The 24,591-nt window shown below is 31.1% G+C and carries 21 protein-coding genes; 1 reads left to right on the plus strand and 20 read right to left on the minus strand.

Translation table 11 applies throughout. From position 1 onward, the window contains the following. Positions 1–7 precede the first annotated feature (7 nt). The 13 genes from ACUN3A_RS06095 to ACUN3A_RS06155 form a co-directional block, all read right to left on the minus strand. Complete coding sequence (locus tag ACUN3A_RS06095; protein WP_445550446.1) at positions 8–1,042, minus strand: N-acetylneuraminate synthase family protein; 1,035 nt, start codon at positions 1,040–1,042, stop codon at positions 8–10. Further along, positions 1,039–1,806: a cytidylyltransferase domain-containing protein gene (locus ACUN3A_RS06100; protein ID WP_445550447.1), complete on the minus strand. Its 768-nt coding sequence runs from the start codon at positions 1,804–1,806 to the stop codon at positions 1,039–1,041. The genes ACUN3A_RS06095 and ACUN3A_RS06100 overlap by 4 nt, the downstream gene beginning before the upstream one ends. 19 nt (positions 1,807–1,825) lie before the next feature. Then, positions 1,826–2,896, minus strand: a complete 1,071-nt coding sequence (locus ACUN3A_RS06105) for a lipopolysaccharide biosynthesis protein (RefSeq protein WP_445550448.1) — start codon at positions 2,894–2,896, stop codon at positions 1,826–1,828. A gap of 143 nt (positions 2,897–3,039) precedes the next feature. Then, positions 3,040–5,505, minus strand: coding sequence for an SLBB domain-containing protein (locus tag ACUN3A_RS06110; protein ID WP_445550449.1), 2,466 nt, complete (start codon positions 5,503–5,505; stop codon positions 3,040–3,042). Between the two features lie 349 nt (positions 5,506–5,854). Continuing rightward, positions 5,855–6,325: a UpxY family transcription antiterminator gene (locus ACUN3A_RS06115; protein ID WP_445550450.1), complete on the minus strand. Its 471-nt coding sequence runs from the start codon at positions 6,323–6,325 to the stop codon at positions 5,855–5,857. A gap of 40 nt (positions 6,326–6,365) precedes the next feature. Next, positions 6,366–7,412, minus strand: a complete 1,047-nt coding sequence (gene rfbB / locus ACUN3A_RS06120; RefSeq protein WP_445550451.1) for a dTDP-glucose 4,6-dehydratase — start codon at positions 7,410–7,412, stop codon at positions 6,366–6,368. A gap of 59 nt (positions 7,413–7,471) precedes the next feature. Further along, positions 7,472–8,755 carry a nucleotide sugar dehydrogenase gene (locus ACUN3A_RS06125; protein WP_445550452.1) on the minus strand — a complete coding sequence of 428 codons (1,284 nt, stop codon included), beginning with the start codon at positions 8,753–8,755 and terminating at the stop codon, positions 7,472–7,474. Positions 8,756–9,049: 294 nt separating this feature from the next. After that, positions 9,050–10,441 (minus strand): UDP-glucose 6-dehydrogenase, encoded by a 1,392-nt coding sequence (locus ACUN3A_RS06130; RefSeq protein ID WP_445550453.1) that lies wholly within the window; start codon positions 10,439–10,441, stop codon positions 9,050–9,052. A gap of 24 nt (positions 10,442–10,465) precedes the next feature. Further along, a complete protein-coding gene (locus ACUN3A_RS06135) occupies positions 10,466–11,452 on the minus strand; it encodes an SDR family oxidoreductase (protein ID WP_445550454.1) in 987 nt (328 codons plus the stop codon). Positions 11,453–11,478: 26 nt separating this feature from the next. Beyond that, entirely contained in the window at positions 11,479–13,932 is a 2,454-nt protein-coding gene (locus ACUN3A_RS06140; RefSeq protein ID WP_445550455.1) for a polysaccharide biosynthesis tyrosine autokinase, read from the minus strand. 5 nt (positions 13,933–13,937) lie between these two features. After that, positions 13,938–14,732, minus strand: a complete 795-nt coding sequence (locus tag ACUN3A_RS06145) for a polysaccharide biosynthesis/export family protein (RefSeq protein WP_445550456.1) — start codon at positions 14,730–14,732, stop codon at positions 13,938–13,940. A gap of 69 nt (positions 14,733–14,801) precedes the next feature. Further along, positions 14,802–15,422 carry a recombination mediator RecR gene (recR, locus tag ACUN3A_RS06150; protein WP_445550457.1) on the minus strand — a complete coding sequence of 207 codons (621 nt, stop codon included), beginning with the start codon at positions 15,420–15,422 and terminating at the stop codon, positions 14,802–14,804. Positions 15,423–15,550: 128 nt separating this feature from the next. After that, positions 15,551–15,916 (minus strand): CoA-binding protein, encoded by a 366-nt coding sequence (locus ACUN3A_RS06155; RefSeq protein ID WP_445552814.1) that lies wholly within the window; start codon positions 15,914–15,916, stop codon positions 15,551–15,553. Between the two features lie 233 nt (positions 15,917–16,149). Between ACUN3A_RS06155 and ACUN3A_RS06160 the strand changes: the two genes are divergently transcribed. Continuing rightward, positions 16,150–16,779 carry a MarC family protein gene (locus ACUN3A_RS06160; protein WP_445550458.1) on the plus strand — a complete coding sequence of 210 codons (630 nt, stop codon included), beginning with the start codon at positions 16,150–16,152 and terminating at the stop codon, positions 16,777–16,779. 69 nt (positions 16,780–16,848) lie between these two features. Here the strand turns inward: ACUN3A_RS06160 and ctlX are convergent, their stop codons facing one another. The 7 genes from ctlX to ACUN3A_RS06195 all read right to left on the minus strand — a co-directional run bounded on the left by ctlX (position 16,849) and on the right by ACUN3A_RS06195 (position 24,570). Beyond that, positions 16,849–17,784: a citrulline utilization hydrolase CtlX gene (ctlX, locus tag ACUN3A_RS06165; protein ID WP_445550459.1), complete on the minus strand. Its 936-nt coding sequence runs from the start codon at positions 17,782–17,784 to the stop codon at positions 16,849–16,851. A gap of 66 nt (positions 17,785–17,850) precedes the next feature. Next, a complete protein-coding gene (locus tag ACUN3A_RS06170) occupies positions 17,851–18,765 on the minus strand; it encodes a dimethylarginine dimethylaminohydrolase family protein (RefSeq protein WP_445550460.1) in 915 nt (304 codons plus the stop codon). A 73-nt stretch (positions 18,766–18,838) separates the two neighbouring features. Next, complete coding sequence (locus ACUN3A_RS06175) at positions 18,839–20,113, minus strand: citrate synthase (RefSeq protein WP_445550461.1); 1,275 nt, start codon at positions 20,111–20,113, stop codon at positions 18,839–18,841. A 153-nt stretch (positions 20,114–20,266) separates the two neighbouring features. Continuing rightward, positions 20,267–21,559 carry a phosphopyruvate hydratase gene (gene eno / locus ACUN3A_RS06180; RefSeq protein ID WP_445550462.1) on the minus strand — a complete coding sequence of 431 codons (1,293 nt, stop codon included), beginning with the start codon at positions 21,557–21,559 and terminating at the stop codon, positions 20,267–20,269. A 118-nt stretch (positions 21,560–21,677) separates the two neighbouring features. Continuing rightward, on the minus strand, positions 21,678–22,781 hold the full coding sequence (carA, locus tag ACUN3A_RS06185) for a glutamine-hydrolyzing carbamoyl-phosphate synthase small subunit (protein ID WP_445550463.1): 1,104 nt from the start codon (positions 22,779–22,781) through the stop codon (positions 21,678–21,680). A gap of 269 nt (positions 22,782–23,050) precedes the next feature. After that, positions 23,051–23,539 (minus strand): 50S ribosomal protein L17, encoded by a 489-nt coding sequence (gene rplQ / locus ACUN3A_RS06190; RefSeq protein WP_100433336.1) that lies wholly within the window; start codon positions 23,537–23,539, stop codon positions 23,051–23,053. Between the two features lie 38 nt (positions 23,540–23,577). Beyond that, complete coding sequence (locus ACUN3A_RS06195) at positions 23,578–24,570, minus strand: DNA-directed RNA polymerase subunit alpha (RefSeq protein ID WP_035637337.1); 993 nt, start codon at positions 24,568–24,570, stop codon at positions 23,578–23,580. Positions 24,571–24,591: the final 21 nt, after the last annotated feature.

The raw sequence follows: 24,591 nt of genomic DNA on the forward strand, positions 1-24,591 counted from the left end.
AAAAAAATTATTTTATAAAATCAGAATAAATTATTTCATTAGCCAAAACATCCTGTTTTAAAATTTTCCCAATCAGACGCCCTTTCTCTTCCCATTTCAATCCATCCCCAGGACTTAATAAATGTAAGTCTCCTTCAGAAATAATATGCCCTGCTTTCAAATCATTTAAAGTTGCTATAGATCTTTCTAATTTAACTCTTGCAGAATGTACCGAATCAGCAATAAAAATTTCTTCTTTACCCATAGAAATCTCTAAATTTCTAATGTCTCTAACCATTCTTTCAATACCTTCAACTGCCAAAGAACCAGCCTGATCGGTACCTTTCATAAGTCGATCTAATGTTATGTGTTTTTCTATTATTTCAGATCCCATAGCTACTGCAGCTATTGGAGTGGCAATGCCTATTGTATGATCTGAATAACCAATAACATAATCAGAATAATTTTTTTGAAGATATTTTATCGTATTTAGATTTACATTTTCATATCTAGTAGGGTATTCCGAAACACAATGAAGAATACCAATTTGACTATGATACTTTGTTATAACTTCTAAAGCATTATCAATTTCTCTAACACCTCCCATACCTGTAGAAAGAATTATTGGAATTTTAGTCTCTGCCATTGCGCTTAATAATGGTAAATTTGTCAAATCCCTAGAAGCTACTTTAAGTTTGTCTGGAGTAAACAATTTCAATAAACTTAAACAACCAATAGCACAAAGAGTTTCAACGAAGTCTAATCCATAACTTTTAGCATAATTATAAATTTCTAAATGTTCTTGATCATCTAACTCTAAAACTTCTCTATGTTCTCCATAAGTTTTACCAAAAGAATGAGGAGTATCATATAATTTTGACATTTGTGATGCAGAAAGTTCCTGCTTTAAATCACGCTTAGTCAACTTTACAGCATCCATACCTTTCAATTTTTTACCGAAAAGTTTGTCTACAATTGGTCTAGATACTACATCAATAATTAATTTTGCAATATCTACAGAACCGTTATGGTTTTGACCAATTTCTCCAATAATATATGTCATTTTGAATATTTTTTTATGTTATTAATCATTTTAATTTTGTAATCCTTATTTAAATCTATATAATCAACTAAATAACCTAAATTTTCTTTCTCGCTCTTAATAGATTTATAAAGAGATGCTAAATTTTCAAAATCATCTTCATCATCTAATGTTAACCTTATATCATCTCTAAAATGAACTTCTACAGGACTCTTGAGTAAATTAATATTAAAATACTGTGGATTTGAGTAAATAAAATTGGTTACATGTTCCTGATAAATTAATTCATTTTGTCTCTTATTCGTTTCCAACAAAGCCTTTAATGAAACAATCTCGGTAAATAACCCTATATGAGTTTTTATGACTGGAATCCCTAAATGATTACTATAACTTAGATAATCAATATTTGAAGAGGTAAGTTCTTCAATTAATTTAGCTATCGAATCCATATTTAAAAATGGATTATCAGAGCATATTCTTACCAAATGTGTTAATCCATAATTTTCTCCGACATCTATAAATCTTTTCAAAACATTTTCTTCACTTCCGCGATAAAAATGAACACCCCATTTAGCTGCTACTTCAGACAAAATATTATCCTTTTCATTTGTAGATGTAGCGAGTATTATGGGTAAATGAGAAAATTTGGATTTTATATTTTCAAGTAAAATATCGAGTATAGACTCATTATTATAAAAGTTCTTCAAGATTTTATTAGGTAATCTACTTGAACCTGTTCTTGCCTGAATAACGACACCTAAAGTAATTTTATCTTTCTTGATCATAATATATTACTGATAAAAACTATATAATATTTCTCCAAAGTTTTATAAAAATAAGATATAATAAAGTCAAAAAAGAAGCTAAAAACCCACCTAACAAGATACCTTGAAGTTTTCCAAATCTTTCTTTTGGTAAAGGCAAAATAGGACGATCAATTACTTGTATTAAAGGGGTTTCTTTTCGGAGAGTGACTTTTGCTAATTCCATTTGTTTCACTAGCTCTGTCAATATTGCTGTATTTGCTTGTACATCTACTTGTCGACGAGCTGATGGTGCACGATGCACATTTAAAGCAGGATTTAGCATAAAAGCATTATCATTAGCAACAGCAACACCTGTAATGGCACTATTTAACTCTCCTCGAATAGAATCGGTTTGTCTACTAAGTATCTCCATATTCATACGGGATTTTTTACTTTTAGTATCTACATAAAATTTACCAACCTGTCGAGCAAGTCCTTCACAAAAATAAAGAGAAAACAATTCATTGGTAGATACAACTTCCATTGTAGTTACTGCAATCTTTTTATCTTTTTGAGCAACTGTTAATAAATTTTTGGATATATCCTCATAGATACACCCCAAAATACTGTCATGAACACGGGTAAAATATTTACGTTTGGTATCTGGTAAAAATTGTATCTTTTTAAATTTTGGCTGCTCATCCCATTTATTTCTCCACTCTTTATCTTGAATATACATTTCTGCCAAAGAAATTATTTTCCCTTTTACTGTAACAGGAGTCATCAATGTTTTCTCAACCATAGCACGCGATTTGAATAACACTGCCAAATTAGATGATGAGAAAATACTACCACCACCTCCCCCACCTAAATCCAATCCTAAAGAACTAGCAAGTCCTAATGCACTTCCTAATCCGCCTCCGCTTCCTTTATCTTCTTCTAGTGCAAATGATAAAGTTGCTTTATATTCTGGTTTTTTAATAAAAGAATAAGCCAATCCCAAAGAAGATCCTATCATTCCTGCTATTATAACAATTTTCCATTGTGATAGCAAATAAGCATTCCAATTTTTTACTTTTCCAATTAACTCTTTTAAAGTAATTTCATCATTAGTAATCTGTTCTTTCATTTAAATTTATTTTCGATTTTGAGTTATTATTTTTTTTATGCAAATAGAACAAATCAATTAAATATTTAAATCTTATCGATACTATTTCCAAAACATTTTTCTCTTAATAACTACAATCTATAATTCTATTCCTTTTATTTTGATTATTTCAGAGCCGTAACAATAAGTACTCCCATACTAACTAATACTGATGCAATACTTACCCATTGAGTAGGATTCATTTTTACAGTTTCAGGTTTTTCCGGTACTACAATTTGGGAACCAGGTAAAACTTTTGGATTGGATCTAAAAAAAACTAAAAAAGTATGTGAAACTGCTGCTTGTCCGTTAGGATAGATAATATATGCTTTTTTTCTCCAACCTTTAGCATCAAGACCTCCAACCGAATTTAAATAATAATTGAATCCTTTTTTATTAACATACGGTATCTCAGAAGTCAACAATACATTACCTGTGACTTTGACAGTTTCATTATAAACAGAAACAATTATTTCATCACCTGGCAATAAAGTTACATTTGCATTACTTTTCTGATTTTTAGATACCTTTTTCCAATTTACTGGAATAGTTGCAAATTTTATATCTTCTTTTAATTTTTTCTCTAATTTGTTTTGAATACTGTCCTTTTTTCCCAAATTCAGGCTTACATTTTCAAGATCTTCAATTTGATCTTTCTTGATCGGTCTTTTAATTTTTATACCATTTAAACTTGCAACTGATGTTAGCCCACCAGCTCTTTGTATAATGTCATAGATTTTTTCTTTTTTGGTTGCTAATACATATTTACCTGGGTAGGTAACAGAGCCATTTACAAAAACCATTTCAGGCTTTTCATTAACTGCCATTCTTCTGATGTTTATTACATCAAAAGGTTTTAATATGAAATTATTAAGCTGTTCATTAGACTCTGGAGTGATTTCAATATTAAATAATTCTACCTTTTTAGAACTCATTTCATCTATATTCTCAGCCTTAATCATTCTTGCGATTTCTACACGTTTAGAAGCGGTACCAGTTAACCCCCCAGCAGTAATGATAATATCGTTGAGCGTTAAATTCTCTTGGTATTCATAAACATCTGGCTTTTTAACTTCACCATCAATAGTTACTGTATAGTCCTCTTTAAAATCCAAAATAGAATATATCGTTACTATATCTTCTTTTTTTAATTCAATATTAGCATTAAAATCACCAGCGTTTACTTTCGTTAAATCAACATTTACAATTTCGGTAGTTAAATCTGCTTTCAATCTAACTATTCTAGCTCTTTTTAGATAAGCATCTTCTTTTAGTCCCTCAGCTTGACGAATTAAATCCGAAAATCTCATCCCTTGGTAATAAGAATATGTGTTAGGTCTAAAAACAGCACCATTAATTACAATACGATTTTCAAAACGATTTAAAATTTTAGAAACACGGAATACATCTCCATTTAAAGGTATATAACTACTATATCCTGCGGCTTGTATATCAGCAACCTTAAATTCTTTTCCTGTTTTTTGTAAAACATTTACAGACGCAGTATAAGCAAAGTCATTGAATCCAGAAGCAAAATTTAATAAATTAGAGAAATTCTCTCCTTTCTTCATTTCAAAAATCCCAGGTCTTTTCACCTCTCCTTTAACTACAACCCTATTGGTATAAGTAGGAATACGAATAACGTCATTATCTTTTAATCCCACATTATCAGACTGATTCCCACTAACCAAAAAACGGTAAATATCAATATTTTTATAAACTTTATTATTTCTAATTAATTCAATATTTCTATAGCTTCCATTTTTACCAGGTCCTCCTCCCATGAATAAAGCATTGTAAACCGTTGCCAATGAAGAAATAGAATAATTCCCTGGTTGTTTACTGCCTATTAATGTTACTTTGATCGTTCTAATTCTTCCCAAACTTACCTCAACACGAGATTGTCCAGAACGAACAGAACTATATACTTTAGCAACAGCTGTTTTTATTTTTTGAGTTGCTGCTTCAATTGTTAGACCCGAAACAGAAATTTGACCTACGTATTCAACATTTACCTTCCCCTCAACTGATACAGGTATATCATCACTAAACTCTTGAACCCCATTTATACTTACTTGTAATACATCACCCGGACCCAGAACATAATTAACTGGACTAGCTAACTTTAAATTGGGTTGGAAATTTAAAGTAGGATTATCAAACAATTCAGAACCAAAAACAAGCGAATTAATACTATCTTTTACTTTCTCATTTACTATTTTTTCTTGCTTTCTACTGGATTCATCTTCCCCTGTTTCTTCATTCTCAAAACTCATGATTTCTTTTTTATTTCTTTCTGAAGCCTTATTTGACATTCCTTTAGAAGAAGATGAGGAGGATGACTCTAAACGTTTTTTTAGTTTGGCAAACTCAGTCGCACTCATACCTTTCGCAAGCGCTATAGGTTCAGCTTGATCTATAGTCATATTATTAGTTTCCAATTGTGATTTTACCTTTGCTATGTCACTGTCTGATAAATAATCAACGTTTATCGTTTTTAAATCAGTTCCCTTTAAAAGATCTTGAGCTATTGCAGTACTTGAATAAAAAAGAACCATTAAAAAGAAAATTGTTGCAAATATTTTTTTCATTATAAATATTAATTTTAGAAGAAAATGAAACTATTAAATTTCACTGCGATTTATTAGGTATAAAAAATTTTGTGTTTAAGAAAACACACATTTAGAATTTCAGCAGAAATTCACAAAAAAAAAACACTTATTTATCTCACAAAAAAAGATACAACTACACGGCTCCGCCATTCTGAATCCCATTTTATGGCTCACTTTTACTTTTTTTTAAGAATTTGCAAATCTAATTAAAAAAAAGAGTTTATATCTATTTCAAATTATTATTTTAAAATTCACTCTTATTAATAACAAATTTAACCTTTACACAATTATAACCAACTCTAATTGAAAAACTTAAAACAAAAAACAATTAAATTATTTTCTTTTCAACTTTAAGGATACAACCTAAAGACTCTAAAACGAGAACATAATGACTGTGTTTGACCTCTTGTACAATAGCAGATTGTGCTAAAAACGGCCCTGATTCTAAGACAATTTTATCTCCTTTTTGCCATTTTTCTACCTTTACTTCAAAAGCATCTGGTACATTTAACCAATCTTGAATAATTTGAATTTCATTTTCTTTAACAATAGCAGGTTTTCCCAACCAAAATAAATATCGCACAGCTCCAGGAATTTCAAAAATAACATTGCGATCCTTTTCCTCAACTTGGACAAAAATATAGGAATTAAATAATGGTACTTGTATTTTCTTTTTACGATCCGACCATTGGCTCAATTTGGTCACCAAAGGACAATAGGTGGTAATTCCTATTTCGTTTAACCGTTCCGCAACTTTCTTTTCCCATTTGGATTTGGTATAAACTACGTACCAGTTCATTTTTTTTTATTTTTAATAAGAAACTCAAAAATTTAATTTACTATGAATATTGTTTTTCATAATAGGAAGCGTATGCGCCAGAAGTAACATTATTTAACCAATCTTGATTATTTAAATACCACTCAATGGTAATTTCCAACCCTTCTTCGAAAGTTACAGATGGTTTCCATCCTAATTGAGTATTTATTTTTGATGCATCAATAGCATAACGTAAATCATGTCCAGGTCTATCTTTAACATAAGTAATCAATTTAGCTGATTCATCTTTAGATCTTCCCAGCTTTTGATCCATAATTTGGCATAAAACTTTAACCAAATCAATATTTTTCCATTCATTAAAACCTCCAATATTGTAGGTTTCATGATTTTTTCCATCATGAAAAACTAAATCAATGGCTACTGCATGGTCTTTTACAAATAACCAATCTCTAGTATAATTTCCATCTCCATAAACAGGCAACGGTTTATTATTAATGATATTATTAATAAACAATGGAATTAATTTTTCTGGAAAATGGTAAGGTCCGTAATTATTAGAACAATTTGTAATTACATATGGCAATCCGTAAGTTTCACCATAAGCTCTTACAAAATGATCCGAACTAGCTTTAGATGCAGAATAAGGTGAATTGGGATCATATGCAGTCGTTTCAGTAAACAAACCTTCAGCCCCAAGTGAACCATATACTTCATCTGTACTTACATGATAAAAACGTTTTCCATCAAAATTCCCTAACCACTCTTTTTTGGCTGCATTCAATAAATTCATAGTACCAATTACATTGGTCTTTACAAAAGCCAAAGGATCTTCAATAGAACGATCAACGTGAGACTCTGCTGCCAGATGAATCACTCCTTCAAATAAATGTTCCTGAAACAAATTATTAATAAAAGTTTCATCAGTAATGTCCCCTTTCACAAAAGTGTAATTAGTTTCATTTTCGATATCCTGAATGTTTTCTAAATTTCCTGCATAAGTCAATGCATCTAAATTAAAAATTTGATAATTAGGATAGTTTTTCACAAATTGTCTTACGACATGCGATCCAATAAATCCAGCACCTCCTGTAATAAGTATCTTTTTCATTATTCTTTATTTATAATTTTATCTTTTATAGTTAAATTTTAAAACTTTTTCTGCACCTTTTACAGTCTACCGTCAACACCATCATCCAAAACTCCTTTAACATCATATAGCACACTACATGCTTTTCTTAATGAAGGAATATCTAAACTCTGAAAATCGGTATGAGCCACACCTAAAACCACCGCATCAAAAACTGTGCTAGGTTTTTCATTCACAGTTTTAAGGCCATATTCATGTTTAACCTCTGCTGGATTAGCCCATGGATCATAAACAGTGATTTGAATTCCATAATCTTCTAATGCTTTTATCACATCTACTATTTTAGTATTTCGAACATCTGGGCAATTTTCTTTAAATGTTATACCCAACATCAACAAATTAGCACCATTAATAGTTACTCCACGTTTAATCATTAATTTGACTACTTGGGAAGCCACATATTCACCCATACTATCATTCAAGCGACGACCTGCCAATATAATTTCTGGATGATACCCTTTTTCTTGAGCTTTTTGAGCTAAATAATACGGGTCTACCCCAATACAATGTCCACCAACTAAACCAGGTTTAAAAGGTAAAAAATTCCATTTAGTTCCCGCTGCTTTAAGCACATCAGCCGTATCTATATCTAAGAGATTGAAAATTTTAGCCAATTCATTGACAAAAGCAATATTAATATCTCGCTGAGAATTCTCAATTACCTTTGCCGCTTCAGCTACTTTTATTGAAGGAGCAAGATGCGTACCCGCAATTATTACTGATTGATATAATTCATTTACCTTCTTCCCAATTTCGGGAGTAGATCCAGAAGTGATTTTTAATATTTTATCAACAGTATGTTCTTTGTCTCCTGGATTAATTCTCTCTGGAGAATATCCCGCAAAAAAATCGACATTAAATTTTAAGCCCGAAATTTTTTCTAAAACAGGCACACATTCTTCTTCAGTAACTCCTGGATATACTGTAGATTCATAAATAACAATATCCCCTTTTTTTAAAACAGAACCAACTGTTTCACTGGACTTATATAATGGAGTTAAGTCAGGGCGGTTATTTTTATCAACAGGTGTAGGTACTGTAACAATAAAATAATTACAATCAGCGATGTCTTTTATTACTGAAGAACAATATAATCCTTTTTTATCGCTACTCTTTTGAACTAATACCTTTTGTAAAGTTTCGAAATCTATTTCAAGTGTACTATCTATACCCGATTGTAATGCTTCAACTCTTGATCGATTGATGTCAAATCCTACAACAGAAAATTGAGTAGCAAACAATCGAGCCAAAGGCAAACCAACATACCCTAAACCTATTACTGCAATTTTTATGTCTTTATTCAAGTTTTTAACTATTGTTGGTTATAAATTTCAATTATAAAAAGGAATTATATTATTAAAAATAAAACACAATACCCCCTTAAATTCAGCGGACAAAGATACATAAAATATATAAGCTATTTCATCAAAAAAAACACCTCTAAATCCAAAAAAAAGATTTTCACAAACTAAAAGTATAAGCTACTAATAGTCAGTAAAAATCTTTTTATTTATTTCTAAAAAAAGCAACAATAACTGTTCTTTTTGTGATTCTAATGCAACGCTATTTTAACTTTCTTTTTATTACATATTAAAGCATTATGAGCCGATAGCTTTATATACAAAACCAATTTTTTCCAATTTTTCTTTATCCAATATATTTCTTCCATCAAAAACAAAAGCTGGTTTTTGCATACTATCATAAATTCTTTGCCAATCATATTCTACAAATTCATCCCACTCAGTAAGTACTGCTATAGCATGTGCTTTTTCACAAGATAAATATGGATCATCTAAAGTAATAATGCCAGCATCATTAGCTTCAGCATTTCTACTTTCTAAATAATCTAAATCTGCTAGTATTTTCTTTCTTGAAACCTTTGGGTCGTAAACCACAATTTTGGCTTGCTCATTAATCAAATCATTAGCCACATATATGGCTGCCGATTCTCTGGTATCATTGGTATCTTTCTTAAATGCCCAACCCAGAAAGGTAATTTTTTTATCAGCAACAGTATTATAAAGTGTTTGCACTATATTATTTGAAAAACGACGTTTTTGATGATCATTTATAATAATTACTTGTTCCCAATAATCAGCCACTTCATTCAATCCATACGATTTTGCAATATAAACCAAATTCAAGATATCTTTTTGGAAACAAGAACCTCCAAATCCAACTGATGCTTTTAAGAATTTAGAACCGATTCTACTATCCATCCCAATGGCTTTAGCTACTTCATTAACATCTGCTCCTGTTTTTTCACATAACTCAGACATCGCATTGATAGAGGAAATTCTCTGAGCTAAAAAAGCATTAGCAGTCAATTTCGACAACTCTGATGACCAAACATTTGTAGTCAATATTTTCTCTGGATCTACCCAATTCGAATACACATCAACCAAAGCTTGAATTGCTTTTTCTCCTTCAACCGAAGTGTCACCTCCAATTAATATTCTATCTGGATTCAACAAATCTTCAACAGCGGTACCTTCAGCTAAAAACTCAGGATTTGACAGAATTTGAAACTGAACGCCATTTCCAGTTGTATCAAGAATACTTTTGATAGCTTCTGCAGTGCGCACTGGCAAAGTTGATTTTTCAACTACAATCTTATTATCTTTAGCAACTTGTGCAATTTGTCTCGCACACAATTCAATATATTTCAAATCGGCTGCCATACCTTTTCCCTTACCATAAGTTTTAGTTGGCGTATTTACCGATATAAAAACAACTTGAGCTTCGTCTATTGCCTTATCAACATCAGTAGAAAAAAATAAATTTCTTCCTCTTGCTTCGGCAACAATAGCATCTAAACCTGGTTCATAAATTGGAATATTATCTGTATTTTCATCATTCCATGCGGCAATTCTTTCTGCATTCAAATCCACAACTGTCACTTGAATGTGAGGACATTTTTGTGCAATAACAGCCATCGTTGGACCACCAACATATCCTGCTCCAATGCAACAAATTTTTGTAATTTTCATATAGTTAATCTTTATTTCTAGTCTTTATTTTTTAAGATTCTCCCAATACCAACTCACTGCTTCTTTCAAACCTCCTTGTAAGGAAAACTGAGGATTATACCCTAAAACTGTTTTGCCTTTATCAATACTTGCTAAAGAATGAGGAATATCTCCTGCTCGGTTAGGACCGTATTCAATTTCTATTTTAGTAATCTCCGGATCATACTCCGCTAAAAATGTTTTCAAGTAACCAATTAAATCATTCAATGTATTGCGATCACCATAAGCGGTATTGTAAACCGTATTTATAGCCTCAGGATTTTCAGTCGTCATCGCCAATTCATTCATCTGAATTACATTATCGATATAGGTGAAATCTCTTGAATAATTTCCATCTCCATTTATTTTTGGGCTTTCATGTTTCATCAATTGTATTACAAATTTAGGAATTACTGCAGCATAAGCCCCGTTAGGATCTTGTTTGCGTCCGAATACATTAAAATAGCGCAATCCGATAGTTTCCAATCCATAAGTTCTACTAAAAATTTCAGCATACAACTCATTTACATATTTTGTAATAGCATAAGGAGAAAGTGGCTTCCCAATTATTTCTTCAACTTTTGGCAATCCTTCAGAATCTCCGTAAGTAGAAGAACTTGCCGCATAAACAAAACGCTTTACATTAGCATCTCTAGCAGCAACTAACATATTCAAAAAACCAGAAACATTAACATCATTAGTCGTAATTGGATCGTTTATAGATCTTGGCACAGAACCTAATGCTGCTTGATGCAATACATAATCAACTCCTTGTACTGCTAACTTACAAGTTTCTAAATCACGTATGTCTCCTTCGATTAAAGTAAAATTATCATTGTCCAAAAAATCTTTTAAATTGTGACGATGACCTGTTGCAAAATTATCCAGACAAACCACCTTATACTTTTTGGATAAAAAATACTCACAAAGATTGGAACCAATAAATCCAGCTCCTCCCGTAATTAGAATTGTTTTTCTAGTATTTCCAGTCATTTCAATATTAGGTTTAAGTTAGGATACTATGATTTCTTTTTAATTACAATTTTTTCTATAAAACTTTTTTTCTTTTCAACTTCATGATAACCATTTGAATAATTTCCTTCTCCATAACCATAACCGTAACCATATCCTCCTCCGTATTTAGCTTTATTTTCAAAGCTATTCAAAATGATACTCGTATTCTTAAGCTCTTCTCTACCGATTCTGTTATTCAATAATGTTATCATCTCCTTTTTAGTGAAATTTTGCCTCACTATATATAAAATGACATCACTATACTGCACCAATTCAAGAGAATCAGCTACTAATCCTACTGGCGGTGTATCTAATATTATATAATCATACTTGGTTTTGAGCTCGTCTATTAATTCTTTCATTACATCACTCAAAATCAATTCTGACGGATTAGGAGGTATTGGACCAGCTAATATTACATCTAAATGAGGAATTGAAGTGTGATTTACAACCTCTTCCAATTTTTTATCTTTGATTAAATAATTTACAACACCTACCGTATTGGTTAAATTAAATTCATCGAATAATTTTGGTTTTCTTAAGTCCATACCAACAATGACTGTTCGTTTTTCGCTTAAAGCAAATACTGTCGCAATATTAATAGAACAAAACGTTTTTCCTTCTCCACTCACTGAAGACGTTATCATAAGGGTTTTTGCACCTTCTACATTACTCTTCTTGTATAAAAATTGAAGGGAAGATCGAATAGCTCTAAAAGATTCGGACAATGCTGATTTTGGTTTATCAAAAACTGCCAATTCTGTTGCATCATGATTAACTCCAACCGTACCAATTATAGGAATAGATGTTAACTTCCTAATGTCCTCAGGATTATGAATGGTATTATTAAGAAAGAAAATAACTGTAATAACTAGCAATGGTAACAAAACCCCTAAAAATAAAGCTAAAATATAATTTACCCCTGTTTTAGGTCCAACAGGTCCTCCACCAATATCTTTTGCTGGATCTATAAAATGTATATCCGATAAATTTGCAGCTTTTACAATATCTGCTTCACTTCGTTTTTGTAAAAAAGTGTTATAGATATTATCATTTAAATCGTATTTTCTTTTAATTTTAATTAATTCTTGCTGTTCATCCGGAAGTCGTTTAATCTTACTCTCTGCTTCATTGATTTTACTTTCAGCAATTGCCAAATCATATTGTAAAGAAGATTTTGCTGAAACTATATTTTCTAACAAAACATTCTTAACAGCTTCCATTTGATTATCAAAATCTCTAAATATTTTTTCGCTTTTTACAGCATACGCCATTTCCGATCTTTGGGTAGAAAGGGCAATTAATTTAGACACATTGACAACTATATTAGGATCTTCAATTCCTGCTACCGAAGGAGCTGGTAATTTCGAATAATCTACACTATTTTTTAAATACGCTTTTAACGAATTATAATAGGTTATTTTTCTATTTATAGCATCCTTTTCAGCATCAATATCAAGAATTTTATCCGAAAATTTAGACCCTCCTTCTCCTTCAATCTCATAGATATTTTTATCTTTTCTAAAAGATTTTAGTTCATCGCCCGTTTTTTTCAATTCAGACTCCATTGCCACAAGCGTGCTGTCAATAAAATTAACAGTATTCGTTGCAAACTGATTTTTACTATCTAATTGCCTTTTTATCAACATTTTTACAGTTGCATTCAGATACTCAACCATTCTAGCTTTATTGGTACCTTGCATTGATAAAGTAATTATAGAACTTCCTTTATCATCTGTTTTAACATTTACCCCTCTATAACCCGAAACAGTTCCATTAAAGTCATTAAATCGAATAAAGTATTCATTCCCTTTGTATAAACCTGGGTTATCTTTTATTTGTAATTTCAAATTCAAAAAAGGTAATGACACTTGTTCACCAACTTTATATCTTTTGACAAATTCTCCCTGAGCAACTGAAGTATTACTATAACTATTATCCGAGTAATGAAATAATGAAACAGAAGAACCTATAAAAGGAGTACTTATTTCGTACACATTTTCACTTAAAAATTTAATTTTAATAAGACTCCCAACTAATTGCCCTTGCTTTTTATCGATATCTACATAAAACGGTACAGCTCCATAAGCATCTTCAAGATTATATTCACCTTGAACTAAATAATCAATATAAAATTGTAATTTATCTACCACTAATTCATTGTGAGAGCGAGACTGCAATGTGGTCGAAATAGTTTGCATTTGATCTGAAGCTCCTCCCCAATTAAAAACCAAATTAGTACTCGAGGTAAAAAGTGGATTAGTTTCTTCTTTTACCGAAATTAAAGTATCGATAGTATATATTTTTTCTTTACGTATATTAACCTGATACGCAATCGTTAAGGCAATACATATAGATATTAAAAACCATATCCAATAACTTACTATTTTAAGTAAAAATCCCTTAAAGTCAAAACTTGGACCATTTTCAAAAACTGCAAAATCTTTAATATCTAACATATTATTTATAATGTTTTAAGTAACAAATAAGTAGTTGTAAATAAAGACAACAAAGTAATAATAGTCGCTAAAGATTGTATTCCTGTAGTACCCGTTCCCCATGTTTTTTGTTTGAGTGGCTTTACATATATATAATCATTCGGCTGTAAGAAGTAATAGGGTGAATTCATTACTTTAACATTAGTTAAATCAATATCTTTCATTTCTGTACCATTTGGTGTTTGCCTGATAATCGTTACCGATTTTCTATCTCCTGTAATAGTTATATCTCCTGCATTAGCAATGGCTTCCATTATATTTACTTTTTCTTGAAACAAAGTTTTTGTACCAGTACTACCTACTTCACCATTTATTGTATATCGAAAACCAGCTAATTTTACTGTTACAAAAATACTTGCATTGTCTTTAAAATAATCCGCTAATAATTTCTTTTCAATATTAACACGCACTTCATCAAGAGTAAATCCTATTACATTCATTTCTCCTAAAACAGGAATTCTAATATTCCCATGATCATCTATTGTAAAACCATTAAAGTACAAAGCAGATTCTGACTGATCCGCTGCAGCGCCATCAGCTGTTGGATTAAAAATAGCAACGAGTTTGGGATCTGGTGCTTTAATAGTAATACTTAAAACATCATGTGTTTGCAACCGATATGGTTTTGATTCAACCATTGTTATCGGATTTTCTTTTTCAGAATTTTCTTTTTTCTGAAGATAAACTAAATCTTTTACAGAAATGCAGGACGAGAATAAGACAATGATACCTACGTATATGTATAGTAAATGTTTGTTCATTTGTATTTATTTAATAACAAATTTAGTTTTTAGATTACTATTTAAAAAGCATGAAACTTAATAGACAGCTTAATTGGTTTTTAATGATTTTTCAAAAGGAACTCTCTGTAATATACTTCTTCCTAGAGTAACTTCATCAGCATATTCTAATTCATCTCCAACGGCTATTCCCCTTGCAATTGTTGAAACTATAATAGGTAAATTAGCTATTTGTTTGTAGATATAAAAATTGGTAGTATCACCTTCCATAGTAGAACTCAAAGCAAAAATAATCTCTGTGACTTGACCCAACTTGGCTTTCTCTACTAAAGTATTAATTGTAAGCTGACTAGGCCCTACTCCATCTATTGGAGAAATTTTCCCCCCTAATACATGATAAATCCCTCTAAATTGCCCTGTGTTTTCGATAGCCATTACATCTCGAATATCCTCAACTACACATATAATTTGATGATTTCTATTTGAATTGCTACAAATTTCACAAATCTCTCTATCAGATATATTATGACAACTATTACAATACTTAATTTCTTCCCGCATGTTGACTAATGCCTGAGCTAAAAAAGTTGCTTGTTCTTTGGGTTGCTTTAAAATATGCAAAACCAAACGCAAAGCAGTTCTTTTACCAATTCCTGGTAATTGAGCCATTTCATTAACTGCTTTTTCTATTAATTTTGAAGAAAATTCCATGGGCACAAAAGTAAGCAATTTGACAAACTGTCATTTAGAAAATTAAAGCTATTTTAAAGACAATATTTAACTTTAAACAAACAACTTTCATTTTTTAGTATGAGCCAATGCAAATTATTTCCAAAAAATCAATATTTATTTAATGTCAATAAAACTAATGTACAAGCGGCTTCAAATTTTATATTATTTAATTCCAATAGCTGATAAAATTCTGGATTCTCAGTCCCAGGATTAAACAAAACACGTTTTGGCTTGGCGTCTACGATATAATTATAATAATCCCTTTGACGCGTAGCATTTATATAAAGTGAAATGGTATCAATGTTTTTTACAGGAATTGCTTTGGTATTTATTTTAACACCTGCTACTTCTCCCGTATTTTGTCCCAATGCTAGCACAGAATGTCCTTTACCTACAAGCATTTCAATTGCTTTGAAAGCTGCTTTCTCTGGCTTTAATGTAGCTCCAATTATTAAGGTCTTTTTATTTTTTATCATTTTAAATCTTTATGAGATGCAAAAGTAAGCAAAAAGCGGTAAGCACTAACTAAATAGTTATTTTAAACCCACATTCTCTATTAGAAATCTAAAATATTTAACAATTCAACCAAAACACTTATTATTCAACTTTTTTCATTAAATTTTAATTTTCACTGAAATAAACAATAATCTAATCCTCATTTCAACTTAATTATAGAGAAAATCGTAATTTTACAAACAAAAACTAGATGGATTTATTTATTTACTTATTTGTCGCTTTGTTTTCTGTGTTAAATCCTATTGGAACTGTTCCTATCTTTGTAGGCTTAACACATGGTGACTCCAAACAAGAATGTTCAAGAATTTCATTATGGACTTCTATAAATGTATTTCTAATTCTTATAATTTCATTTTTTATAGGAAAATATGTTTTGAGTTTTTTTGGAATTAGTATCGATTCCCTTAGAATTGCCGGAGGTTTAATTATCGTAAGTTCTGGGTTTTCTTTACTTTCTGGAAAATTCAACAAAAAGCGTGGTATTAATAAAAAGATAGAAACCGATGCTCAAAAACGAAATGATATCGCTCTAACTCCATTGGCAATCCCTATGCTTGCTGGACCAGGCTCTATTTCATTATTAATTGCGTTTTACCAAGAACATCATGCAACTAACGAACTTATAATTGCCTCTTTAGCAATATTAGCCATTGCAATTTCAATTTTTATTATTTTAAGAAGTGCTCATTATTTAGCAAAAATACTCGGAGCATCAGGTATTGTCGCAATATCTAGAATTATTGGGTTTATTGTTGTTGCTATCGGAATTCAATATATAGTTGGTGCTGCAATCAATATTATCAAAAGCAATTTGATGTAACTCCAAAAAAAAATCCAAATCTTAAATAACAATATTTAAGATTTGGATTTTTTATTACAATTTAAAGATTTATTCTTTTGGCAAAAAAATCTCAGCCATCATACAGCGGGCACTTCCACCACCACAAGCCTCGACAGTATCTAAACTTGAACTTAGAATAGTTACATGCTCTTCTATTTGAGCAATTTGCTTTTTAGTTAAACTTTGATATGCAGAAGTACTCATTACTAAATACCTTCTGTCATCTGCGCCTTTTACTTCAAGCATGTTACCCGCAAAATTATTCAACTGCTCTTCGGTAATCAGAATCACTTCTTTTTCATCCCCTTTAAGACTATCAAGAACCATTTTTCGTTCTTTTTTATCGTCAATACAATCTGCACAAATAACTGCAAATGTATCCCCAATACACATCATAACATTGGTATGATAAATCAATTTTCGCTCTTTATTAACAGTTTGAAAAGCTTCGAAAATTACTGGTGTAAATTCAAAATCTTCACAAAATTCAATAAACAATTCTTCATCTGCTCTTGGAGAAAGAGCACAATAGGCTTTTCCATTTTCCCTATCCAAAACTATACTTCCTGTTCCTTCTAAGAAAAAACCATCTTCTTCAGCAGAAGTATAATCCATAATATTATCTATTACAAACCCTTCTTCTTCCAAAATATCAAGAATATCTTCTCGCCTTTCTAGACGACGATTCTCAGCGAACATAGGATATAATGCGACATCTCCGTTCTCATGAAAAGAAATCCAATTATTTGGAAAAATACTATCTGGCGTATCTGAATTTTCTTTATCATCTACTACCGTAACATCTACGCCAACCGCACGAAGCTTATCAACAAAAACATCAAATTCCTGTTGTGCTTTTGCATTAACTGTTGCTGGCAAAAGACCATCTAAAACTTTTTGATAGTAATTATTCACCGCCGTTTGTTCATTCATACGAAATGCAACTGGCCGAATCATCAAAATGGAGTTTGTTGTTTGTGTCATATTTATGTTGTTTTATTTTTCGAAATCTATTGCTTAAAATTAAACAATAAAAATTAAAATAAAATATTAATCTCTTATTAATGGCAAAGTAGAACATCTTAACAATCCTTCTTGTTTGGAAATTTCAGCATATGGAATTTCTTCAACCACAAATCCATTGGTTCTTAGCCAATTATTCAATCTAGTAAATTTTTTTTCAGAAACAACTACATTGACATCTATCGAAAACACATTAGAATTCATACTATACATCTCATCTCTTGTTATATGAAACAGGTTTTCTTTACCAAAAAGATTTACCAAAAACAGATAATCCGATTCTTCTCTAAATCCTCTTTTATAAATAATCCCTTTGTCTTTCCCAACAGGTTGAAAGCAACAATCCAAATGCAATGCATTATCACGCGCTTCAATTTTAGATTTTATCAAATCAAATTCTTTGACTATTTTATTGGGGAACAGCTTTTTTATGAAGTTAACTCCATGCATATTAGTCCTTGCGGTAATATAACTCGCATAATCGCTTCCTTTATATGTCCCAACAAATACATAGTTACCCCAAAGCATCACATCCCCTCCTTCAATATGAACTTCTTCTGGTGGACAAACAACTTTTATTGGATTTATTTCATCGATTACATATTGTATCGCATCTAACTCTCTTTCGCGATCTGGTAAAATATTAGATTTTATAAAAATATCATCGATTACAAAACCAATATCTCTTGTAAATATTTGATTGTAATTTTCAATCATTTTTGGGCGTAAAACTGTCACTCCATATTTTTCAAAAACAGAATTAAACGCTTCGGTTTCAACAACCATATCAGCTTCAATCGGATAGGTATTCGCCAAGATATGTTCCAAAGATTTAGGATCATATGCTTCTTCAACTTTTGGTGTAGGCCCATTATTCACTGCCAACCCCAACACTACCGTCCTTAACCTTGAAGTTTCATTCTTAACATTTAACTCTATCATTGTTATAAATTTTGTCAAAGATAAAAAAAAAGCTTCACTAGAAAGTGAAGCTTTGATGATCTATTTTAATAAATTACGCTTTAACAAATTCTCTTAAAGGATATCCTGTATAAATCTGTCTTGGTCTTCCAATCGGTTCTTTATTTTCTCTCATTTCTTTCCATTGAGCAATCCAACCTGGTAATCTTCCAATTGCAAACAATACAGTAAACATATCAGTTGGAATCCCTAAAGCTCTATAAATAATACCAGAATAAAAATCAACATTCGGATATAAATTTCTTGATTTGAAATATTCATCTTCCAAAGCAGATTTTTCTAATTTTTTAGCAATTTCAAGAATAGGATCATTCACTCCTAAAGTTGAAAGAACATCATCTGCAGCTTTCTTGATAATTTTTGCTCTAGGATCAAAGTTTTTATAAACTCTATGACCAAATCCCATTAATCTAAAAGGATCATTTTTATCTTTAGCTTTAGCTAAATACTTATCAGCATCACCACCATTAGCATGTATTTCCTCTAACATCTCAAGAACTGCTTGATTTGCCCCTCCATGTAAAGGTCCCCATAAAGCAGAAACTCCAGCTGATAAAGATGCAAAAAGTCCTGCATGTGAAGAACCTACCATCCTAACTGTAGAAGTTGAACAGTTTTGTTCATGATCTGCATGAAGAATAAATAATTTATCTAAAGCATCCGTAATAACTGGATCAGCAATATACGGCTCAGTAGGCAATTTAAACATCAAACTCATGAAGTTTTCAACATATCCTATTGTATTATCATAATAATTCAATGGAAATCCCATACTTTTTCTATAAGTCCAAGTAGCAATAACTAAGAATTTAGCAATAGTTTTACAAATAGCATCATACATGTCTTTTTCATTACTAGCATCAACAGATTTAGGATTAAAAGCTGTTAAAGCACTAGTCAAGGTAGACAAAACTCCCATTGGATGAGCTGTTCTTGGAAAACCATCTAAGATAATCTTCATTTCCTCACTTACCAAAGTATGTTTTCTAATGTCATTTTCAAATTGTTGCAATTTTTCAGCAGAAGGTAATTCTCCAAAAATTATTAAATATGAAACTTCTAAAAAATGAGATTTTTCGGCTAGATCTTCGATTGAGTATCCTCTATAACGTAAGATACCTAGTTCACCATCCAAAAAGGTAATTTCACTTTTACAAGCACCTGAATTTTTATACCCTGGATCAAGTGTAATTACACCAGACATATCACGTAATTTACTAATATCAACGGCAGCCTCATTTTCACTTCCTACGATAATTGGGAGCTCAAATTTATTACCGTCAATTTCTAATATTGCTATTTTTGACATATTTTTTATGAAATAAAATTTAATTTATAATTTACCAAATCTAAGTAATTTCTAAGTAATTTAAAAACTTATTACGTAATGAATTTGTTAAAAATTCAATAAAAAAGCCATTCATCATAGATGAATGGCTCAATTACTATAAATCCATTATAATTACTTTATTTTAAAAGCATTTTTTCCTGGAAAATATGCAGAATTCCCTAATTCCTCTTCAATTCTTAATAATTGATTGTATTTTGCCATACGATCAGAACGTGAAGCAGAACCAGTTTTAATTTGACCACAGTTTAAAGCTACTGCTAAATCTGCAATTGTATTATCTTCTGTTTCTCCTGAACGGTGAGACATTACTGAAGTATATCCTGCATTTTTAGCCATATTTACAGCTGCAATAGTCTCTGTTAAAGTTCCGATTTGGTTTACTTTAATCAAAATTGAATTAGCAATTCCTTTTTCAATTCCAGTTGACAAACGCTCTACGTTAGTAACAAATAAATCATCACCAACTAATTGTGTTTTAGTTCCAATTTTCTCTGTTAATAATTTCCATCCATCCCAGTCATTTTCATCCATTCCATCTTCAATAGAGATAATTGGATATTTAGCAGCTAATTCAGCTAAATAATCAACTTGTTCAGCAGAAGTTCTAATTTTTCCAGTTGGTCCTTCAAATTTAGAATAATCATATTTTCCATCAACATAAAATTCTGAAGCAGCACAATCTAAAGCAACCATAATTTCGTCTCCAAAAGTATAGCCAGCTTTTTCAACAGCCAATTTGATAGTATCTAGAGCATCTTCAGTACCTCCAGCTAAGTTAGGAGCAAATCCTCCTTCGTCACCAACAGCTGTACTTAAACCTCTATCGTGTAATACTTTTTTAAGATTGTGAAAAATCTCAGTTCCCATTTGCATAGCATGTGTAAAAGAAGTTGCTTTTACTGGAAAAATCATAAATTCTTGAAATGCGATAGGCGCATCAGAGTGCGAACCTCCATTGATGATGTTCATCATAGGAACTGGCAAAGTATTTGCAGAAACACCACCTACATATCTATATAAAGGCAATCCTAGTTCATTAGCAGCTGCTTTTGCAACAGCAAGAGAAACTCCAAGAATAGCATTTGCTCCCAAGTTTGCTTTGTTTGGCGTACCATCCAAGTCAATCATTGCTTGGTCAATCAAGTTTTGTTCAAAAACTGAATATCCAATTAATTCTTCAGCAATTTTAGTATTTACATTTTCAACCGCTTTTAAAACACCTTTTCCTAAGAAAGATTTCCCTCCGTCACGTAACTCAACAGCTTCAAATTTACCAGTTGATGCTCCTGATGGCACAGCAGCTCTTCCTAAAACTCCGTTTTCTGTTACTACATCTACTTCTACTGTAGGATTTCCTCTTGAATCAAAAATTTGTCTTGCGTGGATTTTAACAATAATACTCATTATTCTTATTTTTTATGTTATTAATTTGTATTTTATTCAAAACTAAGTAAAAAAATTCGTTAGTCTTTATTATTCAAACGTTAATATAATTTTATTTATTAACGATAACGTTTTAGTCTTATACTGATTTGATATTTTCTATAAACTGATCAAAAAGATAAGAAGAATCGTGTGGTCCTGGACTTGCTTCAGGGTGATATTGTACAGAAAAACAATTCTTATTTTTCATACGCATACCTGCAACTGTTCCGTCATTCAAATGCAAATGTGTGATTTCTAAATCTGGATGTTTATCCAATTCTTCCTTATTCACAGCAAAACCATGATTTTGAGAAGTAATCTCCCCTCTACCTGTAATGATATTTTTCACTGGGTGATTAATACCTCTATGACCATTAAACATTTTATAAGTAGAAACTCCATTTGCCAAAGCAATAACCTGATGTCCTAAACAAATACCAAACAAAGGTTTATTATTCTGAAGAATCTCTTTAGCAACTTGTATTGCACTATCTAAAGGATCTGGATCACCAGGACCATTAGACAAGAAAAAACCATCTGGATTAAAAGACGCTAATTCAGAATACGAAGCGTTATAAGGATAAACTTTAATATAACAATCTCTTTTAGCTAAGTTTCGAAGAATATTCTCTTTAATACCCAAATCTAAAGCAGCAATTTTATACGTTGCATTTTCATCCCCATAGAAATATGGCTCCAGCGTAGACACCTTAGAAGCTAATTCCAATCCTTTCATATCTGGAACATCAGCCAATAATGCTTTTAATTCTTCGATAGGCGTATCATCAGTACAAATAACTGCATTCATAGCACCATTATCACGTATGTAACTTACCAACGCACGTGTATCAACATCAGAAATGCAAATCAAATTTTCTTTAGCAAAATAATCTTCTAGGCTACCTGATGAATCAACTCTAGAATAATTGAAACTAAAATTTTTACAAATCAATCCAGCAATTTTTATACTACTAGATTCAACTTCCTTGTCATTTACCCCATAATTTCCAATATGAGCATTTGTAGCAACCATTAATTGACCAAAATAAGAAGGATCTGTAAAAATCTCTTGATATCCAGTCATACCAGTATTAAAACAAACCTCACCAAATGTTTTTCCAGTAATCCCAATTGATTTACCGTGAAAAATAGTTCCGTCACTTAATAAAAGAATAGCGCTTTTTCGTGTTGTATATTTCATATGTAATTTAATATTGTGCAAATTTAAATTTTTAAAACAGTGAACGCAATCTTTTTTAGGAATAATTCAATCAATTTAAAACAGTAAGCTAAAGACTAACAAAATGACAATAAAATGTTTTAAAAAAGAATACCCTATATAAATCAAACTGCAATACAATGTGTGTAATTTTTTAAGGTTTGACAAAAAATGCTTATTTATTTTTCAAAAAAAAAGGATAAACTATAAATAGCTTATCCTTGATTATTATTGAATTATTATTTTCATAATTATTCAGCTGCGTCAGTTGTAGGTTCTGCTTCAGCAGCTGGAGCTTCAGTAGCTTCGTCTGCTTTTTTAGCTTTTCCACCACGACGGCTTTTCGCTTTTTTAACTTCTTTTTTACCTCCATTGTAAAGTTCATTGAAATCTACTAATTCGATCATTGCCATATCAGCATTATCTCCTAAACGATTTCCAACTTTAATGATACGAGTGTATCCACCTGGACGGTCACCTACTTTAGCTGCAACATCTCTGAACAAGTCAGTTACTGCATATTTACTACGTAAGTAAGCAAAAACGATACGACGATTGTGAGTAGTATCTGATTTTGATTTTGTTATAAGCGGCTCAACAAATTGTTTAAGCGCTTTAGCTTTAGCAACAGTAGTGTTAATACGTTTGTGCTCTATAAGAGAACAAGCCATATTAGCCAACATAGAACTTCTATGTGCAGTCTGTCTGCTTAAGTGATTGAATTTTTTTCCGTGTCTCATTGCTTTATGAAATTTAACCCTGATTAATCAGGATTAGATTATTCTTTATCTAGTTTGTATTTTGCTAAATCCATTCCGAAAGTCAAATTTTTAATTGCAACTAGTTCATCTAGCTCAGTTAAAGATTTTTTACCGAAATTACGGAATTTCATTAGGTCATTTTTATTGAACGATACTAAATCACCAAGTGTATCAACTTCAGCCGCTTTCAAACAATTTAATGCTCTAACAGAAAGATCCATATCAACAAGCTTAGTTTTAAGCAATTGTCTCATGTGTAATGATTCTTCATCATATGATTCTGTTTGTGCAATTTCGTCAGCCTCAAGTGTAATTCTTTCATCAGAAAACAACATGAAATGGTGAATTAAAACTTTTGCAGCCTCAGTAAGAGCATCTTTAGGATTGATTGAGCCATCAGTTTTTATTTCAAAAACTAATTTTTCATAATCTGTTTTTTGCTCTACACGGAAGTTTTCAATTGCATACTTAACATTCTTTACCGGAGTAAAAATTGAGTCAGTAAATATAGTTCCTATTGCAGCATTTTGTTTTTTGTTCTCTTCAGCAGGAACATATCCTCTACCTTTTTCGATAGTTAAATCGAAATTCAGTTTAATTTTACTATCTAAATTACAGATAACAAGTTCTGGATTCAAAACTTGGAAACCTGAAATAAATTTTTGAAAATCACCAGCTGTTAATTGATCTTTACCAGAAACAGAAATAGTAACTGATTCATTATCGATATCTTCAATTTGACGTTTGAAACGCACTTGTTTAAGATTAAGGATAATTTCGGTAACATCTTCAACAACTCCTGAAATAGTAGAAAACTCATGATCTACACCTTCAATGCGAACAGATGTAATTGCATAACCTTCTAATGCTGAAAGCAAAACTCTTCTAAGTGCATTACCAACAGTCAATCCATAACCAGGTTCTAAAGGTCTAAATTCAAATTTACCTTCAAAATCGGTTGAATCGATCATGATAACTTTATCGGGCTTCTGAAAATTAAATATTGCCATAAATTTCGACTAAGTCAATTA

Source organism: Flavobacterium sp. WC2509, from assembly GCF_052683105.1.